This is a genomic window from uncultured Candidatus Kuenenia sp. (genome assembly GCF_900696675.1).
Classification (GTDB): Bacteria; Planctomycetota; Brocadiia; order Brocadiales; family Brocadiaceae; genus Kuenenia; species Kuenenia stuttgartiensis_A.
Genome location: NZ_CAADGZ010000011.1, coordinates 14,165 through 26,004, shown reverse-complemented (window position 1 = coordinate 26,004; position 11,840 = coordinate 14,165). Strand labels below are relative to the sequence as shown.

Sequence of the window (11,840 nt, the reverse complement as noted above, 5' to 3'; positions counted from 1 at the left end):
CCTGTTCACTTAGTTATGCCTTCGAAATCACTGGCTACCACAAAAACATCACCAATACCAAACGTTTTTAATTTTTGTCCTATATTATTTGCATCACTTCCACTTCTGCATAATCCATATACTGCAGAACCACTTCCAGATAAAAGCACTCCACAAAAATCAAATTTTCTAAATTTCTGTCTAATTTCTTCAAGTTGAGGATAGAGCTTAAAAACGACGTCTTCTAATCGATTGTGCAAATACTTCCCCAGCAGAGTAGCATCGTCTGCCTCTAAGAAACGCAAGGTGAAACTAACATCTTTCAAATTTTTTGTCAAGCCAATTTTGAAATTTTTATATATGGTAGCAGTACTTACCTCAAAGCCCGGATACACTATTACATAATGATATATTACACGGGATGGGAATGGCTGAATAATTTCCCCCCTTCCTCTGCAAACAGCAGTATTCTCGCCTATAAAAAAAGGGACATCGGAACCAAGCCTGCTTGCAAACAACATTAATTTTTCACTATCATACCCAAGCCGCCACATCTTATTTATGCCGATTAAAGTGGCTGCAGCGTCACTACTCCCGCCGCCAAGACCTGCCCCCACCGGTATATTTTTTTCTAAAAATATCTTTACCCCTCTGGAAATACCCGATTCTTTTTGCAACAATCGCACCGCTTTAATAATCAGGTTATTTTCACCCGTTTCAAGTCCTGGATTTGAACAACTGAATTCCAAACCTTCATTATCTTCCAAATAAAGGTAATCGTATAAACACACCTTTTGCATAACGGTTTCGATTTCATGATATCCATCTGGACGTTTCCCTAAAATCTCAAGGAACAAATTGATTTTTGCTGGTGCTGCAATTTTTAATTTCCCCCGATCTTCCCAAAACTTCATGACATGTTTCCCACTGTGATTTTTTTTTCGAAAAAAGATATTTGTGTTTCTCTATAACTTCTAGTATCGTACAACTTTAAAAACGAAGCACCTGGAGGTATCTCCAGCGTTATCTTTCTATGTTGAAACACAACAATTCCTCCCGGACACACAATGTCTTTTTCGAATAATATTGACAAGAGCATCAGCAATTTTTCTCTATAAGAACTGTTGTCGGCGAGGGGGTATGGCGGACAGGCAAAAACAATATCAATCCCGTCGGTATTCTGCTCCAGAAAGGGGATGGTTTTAAGCACATCACATCTTACGGTTACCGACTTGTTAAGCAGTTTTGTTGCGCTGATGTTTTTTTTTATCGACTGGATTGCAAACGTGCCATTCTCCACAAACAAACATGATTTAGCACCCCTGCTTAATGCCTCTATTCCAACAGCCCCCGTACCGGCATATAAATCCAGCACACGACTGTCCGGGATGATCTCCGCCAATATGTTAAACAGTGATTCTTTCACATTATCCGGTATTGGCCTTGTTTTGTTCCCCTTAGGAGAACAAAGCAAAATACCCTTTGCACTTCCCGCAATTACACGCACAATTTTGTATCAGACTCTCTCTTGTTATTAATACATTGATAAAAAACAAACGACGGCACAAAAACCCTATGTTTATTCACAACATTGCCCACTTTTAGAAAACCTTTATATGAAATAACTAATGCTTTCAAACCTCAGCCATCCCCGGGCTAACACCATACAACCCCTGATAAATTTACCCCCATAATCACAAACTGATTTTAGAAATTTAAGCATTCAACTATGGCTTAAAATTGTAATATTCTTTAAATACTTTCCGGAAAATATTTATTTTGTTATATCTCCTTCCAAATACGAACAAGCAACCCATGTTGTTTTATAAAAATCTCTAGCGCACAAATGGTACGTATATATTAGTCCCAAGTCAAATACAAATTCCGTATTGACACATTTAATAGTTTTTTGTAATATTCATGCTTATATATCGGATATTTATCAGACATTACCGATACTATTTCACGATAAAAATATCTTCATAAAACTCACAAATAAAACAAATTCTATTTTCGTCCGGAATTTTTAAATAATGATTTTTATATTCAAGATTACCTCTTAAAATTACTAATTCTCTCTTTTGTTGATTTCACACCAAAAATGCCCTTTTTGGAATCTTATAACTTTTTAAACAAAGAAACAGGAAAAAAATGACCGAAAATATCAGAAAAGATCTCCCTAACCTCCGTGAACGTCTCATTAACATAAAGGACTCTCTTTGATGTAGTAAGCAAAGAAAAGGAGCTAACCGAACTTGAAAACAAACTATCTTTTCCGGGATTTTGGGAAAACAAAGATAAGGCACAGCAGATTATTAATAAATTAAAAACTCTCAAAGGAATTGTTTTGCCTCTGCAAGAATTACAAAAAACTTACGAAGAGATAGAATTTCTGGTTGACCTTATGGACGAAGAAAGCGATGAAAGAACAACAGCGGAGATAGTTGGGGATATTGCATTATTTACACAAAAACTTGAAAAACTCGAGCTACATACAATGCTTGGCGAAGCCCATGACCATTGCAATGCTTACCTGAGTATTTACGCCGGGGCCGGAGGAACAGAATCATGTGATTGGGTTTCAATGCTTTTTCGTATGTATTCACGCTGGGCAGAAAAAAATGGTCACACACTCTCTCTCATTGATTCACTCGCGGGGGAAGAAGCCGGATTAAAAAGAATTACCGTTCTCATCGAAGGCGAATATGTTTATGGGCATTTAAAATCTGAAATTGGTGTACACCGTTTAGTAAGAATTTCTCCATTTGATTCCAATGCCAGAAGACATACTTCGTTTGCTGCTGTTGATGTACTGCCGGAAATAGAAGAGGAAGAGGAAATAGAAATAAACGACAATGAATTACAGGTAGATACATACCGTTCATCAGGGGCGGGTGGGCAGCATGTAAATAAAACATCTTCTGCGGTTCGTATTACTCATTTGCCTACCGGAATTGTAATAGCATGCCAAAGTGAACGCTCACAGCATCAAAACCGAAGACGAGCAATCAACATGTTAAAAGCAAAGATATATCAAATAAAGGAGAAAGAAAAGGAAAGGGAATTATCTGCAGCCTATGACGAAAAAGGTGAAATCGCCTGGGGAAACCAGATACGATCATATGTATTACAACCGTACTCGCTCGTTAAAGATTTAAGAACTGGCAAGGAAAGTGGTAATACACAGGCAATGTTAGATGGTGAAATAGAGGGGTTTATTGAAGCTTATTTAAAATGGAAAATGGCAAAATCAAATTTATTAACAAAAACGAGGAATTATGACAACGTTAAAACATGACGACCCGGAAGTCTGGAATGCCATACAGGAAGAAGCAAAAAGGCAACAGGAAACAATTGATTTAATCGCATCAGAAAATATATGCAGCCTTGCCGTACAAGAAGCACAAGGCTCTCTCATGACCAACAAATATGCTGAGGGATATGTTAACAAACGATGGTATGCAGGATGTGCGAATGTAGATACCGTAGAGCATTTGGCCGTGCAAAGGGCAAAGCAGATATTTGGCGCTGAACATGCTAATGTACAGCCAAATGCAGGTTCGCAGGCAAATATGGCGGTATGTTTTGCCGTACTAAAGCCGGGAGACCGGGTACTGGGCATGGATCTCTCACATGGCGGACACTTAACTCACGGCTTTAAAAAGAATTTTTCCGGGATGATGTACGAAATATCCCACTATGGTGTAAAAAGAGAAACCGGCTGCATAGATTATGATGAGTTGCGCAACATCGCTCTTGCATTTAAGCCAAAACTCATTATTGCCGGGGCAAGCGCTTATCCGCGAATTATTGACTTTAAAAAATTCAGGGCTGTTGCAGATGAAGTCGGCGCTTATTTTATGGCAGATATCGCGCATATCGCAGGCCTGATTGCGGCAGGCGTTCATCCTTCTCCGGTTCCTTTTGCCGATTTTGTTACCACAACAACCCACAAAACATTACGCGGGCCTAGAGGAGGTCTTATTTTGTGCAAATCCAAATATGCAAAACAGATTGACGCAATGGTGTTTCCCGGAATCCAGGGAGGCCCTTTTATGCATAGTATCGCTGCAAAGGCAGTAGCCTTTAAGGAAGCGATGTCTGAAGAATTTAAAAAATGCCAGCAACAAACAGTTAAAAATGCACAAGCCATGGCCAATGAATTTGTTAAAAAGGGATACGACATAGTTTCCGGCGGTACGGATAATCACTTATTTCTCGTTGATTTACGCAACAAGAATATCACCGGCAAAGAAGCGCAAATACTGCTTGAAACTGTTAATATAGTACTGAACAGAAACACTGTTCCTTATGATGAAAGAGGCGCAAATGAACCGAGCGGTATTCGTATCGGAACGCCGACAATTGCTTCCAGAGGAATGGATGAAAAGGATTCGGTAAAGATTGCGGAATGCATTGACAAAATTTTATCCCGTCCACACAATGACCAGGCAAAAAGGGATGTTAAAAACATAGTAAAAGATTTATGCGCTGCTTATCCATTGCACGAATCAGGTGCTTGCCCGTCTACAAAATAAAGATTAATGTACACATTAGTTTTTATTTACAAACTATCTTATGCAACAGGCTGGATTTAATCCAGCCTGTTTTTATATGCAAATAAAAATGACTCAAAACTTTAGTGCAAAAAATATTACTGTCATTGGAAATGGTGGCTGGGGAACTGCTCTCGCCATTTTATTATACAATAAAGGCAATAAAATCGGTCTTTGGGGACATGACAAGTCTTACACTGATTATTTAAACGAAAAAAGGGAAAACACAAAATATTTAAAAGGCATTATCATCCCACCGGATATTGCTATTACTTCTGAAATTACCGCCACATTAATGGATACGCAATTTATTCTATCCGCGACTCCCACTCCTTATTTGCGTTCAGTGCTGCTTAAATTTAAGGAGGTATTTGTCAATAAAACTCCCATCATTAGTATCACAAAAGGGATCGAAAACGAAACACTCATGCGGCCAAGCGAAATTATCCGCGATGTACTAGGAGACCCGCCGGTATCTTTGCTTTTGGGACCTAGTCATGCAGAAGAGGTTGCCCATGGCTTGCCAACTACTATTGTTGCATCTTCAAATGATTTATCTTTAGCACAAACCGTACAGGAACTTTTTACAACTGATCGGTTTAGGGTTTATACGAATACGGATATAATTGGTGTAGAAATAGGAGCTGCCCTGAAAAATGTGATTGCAATTGCCGCCGGCATATGCGACGGATTAAGTCTGGGAGACACTACAAAAGCGGCGCTAATCACCCGCGGTTTAGCGGAAATAAGCCGTCTTGGCACTGCTATGGGTGCAAAAAAAATAACCTTTTCAGGGCTTTCCGGACTGGGCGATTTAATAACTACCTGTATCAGCCCTTATGGAAGAAACAGATGGGTGGGAGAACAAATCGGCAAAGGAAAGATGTTGGAGGAAATATTACGTGATATGAAGCAAATTGCGGAAGGGGTGTGGACAACTAAATCGGTTATCGAACTTTCAAAGAAATACCGTATTGAAATGCCGATTACCCATGAAATTTATTCCGTGTTGTTCTCTGGGAAAAAACCATTGGAGGCGCTCAACAACCTAATGCTGCGCACCCCAAAATCAGAGATAGAAGAAATTTATTAAAATAAGGCATTAAAATATTTGTAAAAACCCCCCTAACATTTTTAAGACGTTCCATTAACAAAAAAATCCTGGCGATACGCACAGTCCGCCAGGATTTTTTTGATGTATAAAGTTGCTTATCTTCTTCTGGCTAATTGGAAATCTATCGTAGCAGTTTTTCCTGTCTCTACCGTGACCTCTTGTGATAATTCTTTGAGTTTTTCATGCCAGGTCTTCACCGTATATTTTCCGGGAGGAATATTATTGATGGTATAATTCCCTTCCTTGTCAGTCATAGCGAAATAAGGATTTGCCAGTGAAAGAACATAACCCGCCATTTCCGCGTGCACATTGCAAAGAAGTGGTGTTTCTCCCAAAACATCAAATTTCACTTCTTTTATAACGCCCGTTGGGTATGTACCCAGATTAAACTGTAACGCCGCGGTCGGTGGAGAAAAGACATTGTGGCGAACCGCATCACTATTGGGGAAATCCACTACTGTACCCTTTTGCAAAGCCACAACCCTTGGCACATACGTTAGGTTAAGCTGATCAACAACCGCATGTTCAGTCGGTGGTGGGAAATCATTATTGTCGACTTTTTCAAGGAAAACGACGACATTCTCATTTGTCCTTTCCCTTTTACATGTTACTTTCCCTGTAATAGAACCACCGTTCTCAATCTTTGGGATATTTTGAACCACCCTCTTCAATTTTTGTTGCGCTTCTTCCAATTTCTTCAGGGCATCTGCTGCCTCCTCGGCACTTAAAGCTGCTTTTTCTTCTGCATAGAGAGTTTTCAATACATTTGGCATTGATACTGCAAACATCATCGCAAGAATACCAGAAATTAAAATTCTTTTCATAAGCCTTCGCCTTCCTCCATTTGAAAATTTACATAAAATTACACGAGCTAACAAATGCATCAACTTAGGTCAACATTTGTTAGCTCGTTATCACTATCGCTTTATATCTAAAAAATTATGCATCAACCTTTATTAATTCACCATTCAAAAACTTCTTCATGAAATCATTCTCATTGCCGGCAGTGTATCCGGTTTTAACAGGATCCCAAACACCTTTTCCTCCCATGCCACCATTCTCAGCCTTTGTGATCTTTACCAATGTTTCCTTTGGCACGGTATTAATACAATGATTATCCGCTTCGAAACCAAAAATAAACTTCATCCCGATTTTAGCCTTATGGAAAAGGCTATCCAACTGGTGCATTGGCATCGACCAATCTCTTGTAATACTCTGCTGTGAACCGTAGCGGAAGCTGGACTGATAACCGCTCGGAGACAACGCCCTACCATCCGGTCTTGTCTCATGCGCTTGTACCGTTTTGTCGGAAGAAATCCAGGCAGAATGTTTCATCATCGTACAATTATACGGGTATGCAGGGTTGTACTTCGCCCTCAACATAAGCCTAGATACCTTATAAAAAGAATCGTTTGGCTTCCATCCTTCATATGGTCTGTCGGCAGGGTTTGCATCAACATAAACATAGTCTCCGTCCTCAATCCCTAAATCTCTTGCGGCCTGAGGATGAATATGTATTTGATGTTCACCGACACCAGGCATTCTCTTATCCATCCTGTACGGATCTCCGAAGTTATTGTTCCAGATAAAGTTCCAATCCGTAACTGCCCACTGCGAATGCACGGTATGCCTTGATTTTGGAGTCACGCAGTAGAAGTGATACCCTTTTTCCCACAGGAAATTCTTAGTCTTCTTTGTCTCTTCCCATGATTTCTTGATATTCCTGACAGTCCTATCCTCCCAGTATTCAGCATTTTCCGGGATGCCATAGTCATCCGGCCGAATATAAGGATTAGTACTCACAATCGCATTTGGTAAATATGGCGTAGCTTCAGGTCCTTCGCGATGGACAATAAAGTTTTCTCCATATTCAATAATTTCAGGCTCATCATTATAAGCCTGTAGCCTTCCAGTTGGGGTATAAAATGGCAAGCTCTCGTGTACCTGTTCCCAGAATGGATGTCTCGGATATGTCCGGAATAACAGCATCGCCACACCCGGTTCTCCATACTTTCCGTTCAATATATCCTCGCATGTGTATCCCTTCATGGTCGTGCTACCATCGAGCAATCTGTTGATATACACACTCGCTCTTCCTTCAATGGCAAATTTCCAATTGTCTTCAAATCTCTTATCTCTTAGCAATTCACCCAATTTCGACGCCATACCCGCAAGTATTTTCACATCATCTTTTGATTCATACACAGGAGTGATACCCGTTTTCCCCCATATTTGAATAAAAGGATTTGAACAGGAATTGGTGATTTCAAATTCCTGGAATTCAACCCATGAATTTGCCGGAAACGCAAAGTCCGCGTATTCTATCGAACCTGTTATCTCAATATCGGTTGACATAATCTGTTCAATGTTTGGATTAACATTCTTCAACATTTGATAGACATGCTTCGCATTATTGATAAGATTTACGTTGGTAAACCAGAGAACCTTAGTTGGCGAAGGCATGTGCGTTTTTCCGGTAAACACCTTACGCCCATATTTTGGAGTATTCACAATCAAAGGCCTTTCACTGTGATTCCAATAGGCAACTTCTTCATCCAGGGCACGCCCTTTAATATTTAAATCTTTCGCAGATGCATATGGGTCTAAATTTGGTTTAAACACATCTTCCGCTACCCACCCATAAAACCCTGGGCCACTCCATTTAGAAGCCTGAAAGTTGCCAGCTTTATAATTTCCTGCCCACGTATGTGAACCAGACCCAAAGTATCCAACATTGCCCGTTAACATTACCGGTAAATAGTAAGACCTGTTCATCAACGTTGCATGAAAATAGTGATTTACACCTTCCCCGTAATGGATTGCAACAGGTTTTATCGTGGCAATGTCTTTCGCCAGCCTTTCGATCAGATCTTTAGGAGAATTAGTCATGCTAACCACAGAATCAATATCATAATCCCGAAGATGTATCTTATACATTTCGAGCAGCGTCATTACCTCGATTTCTTTTCCATCGATGGTTTTCAACTTAAACGAACCTTCCAAAACAGGATCTATACCTTTTTTAACCAACGTCTCACCAACATCGTCCCGTGTTATAGCTTTTGGACCCTTTGATTTTGCATCCCAGACAACAAAATCTCCGATTATCTCCCTTTGTTCATCCTTCAGACCTTGAATATGATAACTCGGTCCATCGGAAATATCCTGTAATTTGTAATTCGGGATAATATCTTTTGGAGAAACCCTCTTTAAAGTATCAGTCCTTATCAGCAACGGGAAGTCGGTAAACTTCTTTACATAATCGGCATCATACCATTTGTTATCAATAAGTATTTTTGTAATACCGAGGAACAGCGCAGTATCGGTGTTGTTCCGGATAGGAATCCAGTAATCCGCCTTTTGAGCTGAAGGACTATACTCAGGGGTAATAACAACAATCTTTCCACCCCTTTCCATTACCTCTGTGACCCAATGTGCTTCCGGCATCTTGTTTTCTATTAAGTTCTTTCCTGTTTGGATCAACAACTTTGAAAAGCGGACGTCGTTCATATCAACATCCGAAGTCTGCAGGCCATGAGAAAAAGGGTGGCCTGGAGCCTGGTCACCATGCCATGTATAGTTCGACCAGTTTCTGCCGCCTAATGCCTGGTCAGTACCAACGCCCCGGTTATGTGCATCTACAATGGCAAGGCAATTATTAAACCGATACATTCCATATTTTCCAATTACCCCAAGGAGACCCATGCCACCACGTCCTTTGAATGTACGTGTGCCGGCGCCCTGCATCCTGTCAACCATCTCCTTTGGATACCCCTGGTCAATAAGTTTTTGCGCGCCTTCCGGGCCGCTGTATTTTTTCGTAATATGGATTATGCCCTTTGACGCATAGGTAAAGGCTTCATCCCAAGATGCCCTTAATAATTCATCATTGCCCCTGTTGTCAAACATATACTTCGTCTTGTTCTCCGGCGTCAGTTCCGGAAAACCGTCATCCGCCCATCGCTTCCACCCTTTTCGAATCAAAGGGTATCTAAGCCTGTATGGACCGTAAACCCTCCTATGAAACGTGTACCCCTTTAAACACATCCTCGGATTCCAGTTCCTTGTCGCCTTGTTTCCATACAAATCGCTATAATTCTGGTGGTCATAGTTTTGTTCAACCCTCATCATTACATTGTTTCTAACAAATGCTCGTATTCTGCATGCATGTGTGTCATTCGGAGAACAACAATAAGTAAATGTACGGTCATACTGATACTGATCTCTGTATACACTTTCCCATCTTCGGTCGGGATAGGTATCTAAAGGATTATCTACCACGACTGCAGGCTTTAACAACCTGAACGCCATTGCATTCTTAGCAAGCGTAAGGGTCGCTCCGGTTGCACCGGCTACCTGTAGGAAAGTCCTCCTAGTTAGCTTCATAATTTCCTACTCCTTTCTAAAAAATATTTAATAGTAATACAAAAGTTATATAATGTGATGAGAAATCGCTTTTCTCGATTTATACATTTCAACACATCGGTCACAAGCTCCATCTTCCGCTGACCAGTTGGAAAAGTCCTGCCTTATATCTTGAACCGTTTCTATGTCTTCTTCAAGATTTTCGACCCATTTGTATGTCCTAAACTGGCACAAGGGGCAAAGAGCACCTGGCAAAAGAATTTTTTTCTTCTGTCTTAGATTTTCAGGAATTTTGTCATCAGATAATCTCAGAACTTTATTAACATCATCTGCCAATTCCAATATCTTTCCGTGTGTGAGGTTTTCATCATTCCAGAGTACATCAAAAATCGCCTTTTTTTCCTCTTCAGAGAACCCCATATAGAGGGCAGAAAATTCTTCAAATCTGCTTTCCCTACTACCAATAGTCTCTTTGCCATCCTTCAATATGCGGCTATCTACATAAATATCCCAAAAAGTGCTGTATCGCTCCGTTACAATGCACTGTTCCATAGGATTTCCCCCCAGAAACTCACTTCTATAACCAAACGCATCGCTTAACATATCAAGTATGTGCATTATTTCGTGCCGCAAAAATTTCTCCAGAAAAATGTGATCTCGAAAACGCTCCGCCAAAAGCTTTACCTTCATCCTTTTTTTTGCATTTTTCCGATTCAAATCACTTACAAGGTCAGACCCTTCATCATGCTTGCTTTTTGCTTTCACTATTACTGCACCAGCCATTAAGTCCTCTAACTCTTTAAATTCATCAAGCGCCTTTTCCACCAGCGCAACAAATCCTAGCTTGTGAAAGAAATCCCACTCCACTTTTCTGAACTGTATTGGTCGTTCTTCAAGAGAAAAATCCTCGTATATAGGATCAACCCGAAGATGATATTCCTCTGAAAGCTTTGTATCCCCTTGTTCTTCTTTCTCCCTAATCGCCATGAATACAACCTCTTCAATCAAACCTGGGTCAAACTCGAGCTTCATCATCAATTATCTCCCATTTCGTCAACAGAAGAAGCGCACGATAAACATTCATCAGGAGCCCCTGCAACAACATCCTGATTTAGATCTGACTCTGTGAATGTTTCGGTCTGAACGCCCAACAAGTCCATTTCTAACTTTATAAACTCCTTCATTACTTCAGAAATGGCAAAATAAAAACCGTCTATAGATTTTCTCCCGAAAAGAAGGGCAAAAAGAGGTATCCATTTACCTGCATGTTCTTTTAAAAATTTTTTCTGAGCATCCAGGCAAATTTCAGCCTCTTCATTTCCATGATTTTCTATTGCATACGCTTGTTTATAAAGAAGAAATTGCAGAAACTCTAATTCCACGCTGATATGATCACAGCGTTCTTTTTCTTCTTCAGAAATATCCAGACCAAACGCACGGTAAAACCCTTGTATGTCCGCTAAATCCTGCACCTGCTGAAACACATGAGCAGCACCATATTGACCCTCATACAGAGGACAATCCTTCGATATGGTATGCCCAACTATGCGATTATATATCCGTTGTAATTTTTCTATGTCCGCTGTACTATAGAACTCCTGTACATTTTTTAAAGATTCCAACATCGCCGTCAAACTATCACCTTCCGTGTAACATCCTTTGATCTTATCCACAAGTTCATTAAAATCCTCGCCCTCTAAAACGGAAAGTTTTTTTTCTTCAGGAAATAGATAGCATGTTGACAATACCTGATACAAAGCACTTCTCGCCAGCAAATTCCCGACTTCTGCAACTTGGTCAGTTTCCTGTAGATCACTATTATTCAC

General features: G+C 40.2%; 9 protein-coding genes. 3 read left to right on the top strand and 6 right to left on the bottom strand.

Translation table 11 applies throughout. The features are described 5' to 3' along the window. Positions 1-5: 5 nt before the first annotated feature. Both ispE and rsmD read right to left on the bottom strand, forming a co-directional pair. Positions 6-893: a 4-(cytidine 5'-diphospho)-2-C-methyl-D-erythritol kinase gene (ispE, locus tag QZT26_RS03395; protein WP_099324702.1), complete on the bottom strand. Its 888-nt coding sequence runs from the start codon at positions 891-893 to the stop codon at positions 6-8. After that, the gene (gene rsmD, locus QZT26_RS03390; protein ID WP_157820437.1) at positions 890-1,486 is read right to left on the bottom strand and encodes a 16S rRNA (guanine(966)-N(2))-methyltransferase RsmD; all 597 of its coding nucleotides are present in this window, start codon (positions 1,484-1,486) and stop codon (positions 890-892) included. Before rsmD ends, ispE begins: the two co-directional genes overlap by 4 nt. Before the next feature lie 644 nt (positions 1,487-2,130). Between rsmD and prfB the strand changes: the two genes are divergently transcribed. From prfB to QZT26_RS03375, 3 genes are all read left to right on the top strand, one after another. Then, positions 2,131-3,277, top strand: a protein-coding gene (prfB, locus tag QZT26_RS03385; RefSeq protein WP_295100639.1) for a peptide chain release factor 2 whose coding sequence is annotated in 2 segments (ribosomal slippage) — positions 2,131-2,199 and positions 2,201-3,277 — 1,146 coding nt in all. Because the reading frame shifts where the segments join, the coding sequence is not laid out codon by codon here. Further along, entirely contained in the window at positions 3,258-4,517 is a 1,260-nt protein-coding gene (gene glyA, locus QZT26_RS03380) for a serine hydroxymethyltransferase (protein WP_099324705.1), read from the top strand. Before prfB ends, glyA begins: the two co-directional genes overlap by 20 nt. A gap of 88 nt (positions 4,518-4,605) precedes the next feature. Beyond that, positions 4,606-5,628: an NAD(P)H-dependent glycerol-3-phosphate dehydrogenase gene (locus QZT26_RS03375; RefSeq protein ID WP_099327002.1), complete on the top strand. Its 1,023-nt coding sequence runs from the start codon at positions 4,606-4,608 to the stop codon at positions 5,626-5,628. 116 nt (positions 5,629-5,744) lie between these two features. Here QZT26_RS03375 and QZT26_RS03370 read toward each other — a convergent pair whose 3' ends face one another. The 4 genes from QZT26_RS03370 to QZT26_RS03355 all read right to left on the bottom strand — a co-directional run bounded on the left by QZT26_RS03370 (position 5,745) and on the right by QZT26_RS03355 (position 11,840). Then, positions 5,745-6,473: a carboxypeptidase regulatory-like domain-containing protein gene (locus QZT26_RS03370; RefSeq protein WP_099324706.1), complete on the bottom strand. Its 729-nt coding sequence runs from the start codon at positions 6,471-6,473 to the stop codon at positions 5,745-5,747. A gap of 115 nt (positions 6,474-6,588) precedes the next feature. Then, a complete protein-coding gene (locus QZT26_RS03365; RefSeq protein WP_295100634.1) occupies positions 6,589-10,035 on the bottom strand; it encodes a molybdopterin-dependent oxidoreductase in 3,447 nt (1,148 codons plus the stop codon). A 45-nt stretch (positions 10,036-10,080) separates the two neighbouring features. Then, complete coding sequence (locus tag QZT26_RS03360) at positions 10,081-11,049, bottom strand: hypothetical protein (RefSeq protein ID WP_295100631.1); 969 nt, start codon at positions 11,047-11,049, stop codon at positions 10,081-10,083. Next, a complete protein-coding gene (locus tag QZT26_RS03355; RefSeq protein WP_157820438.1) occupies positions 11,049-11,840 on the bottom strand; it encodes a molecular chaperone TorD family protein in 792 nt (263 codons plus the stop codon). The genes QZT26_RS03360 and QZT26_RS03355 overlap by 1 nt, the downstream gene beginning before the upstream one ends.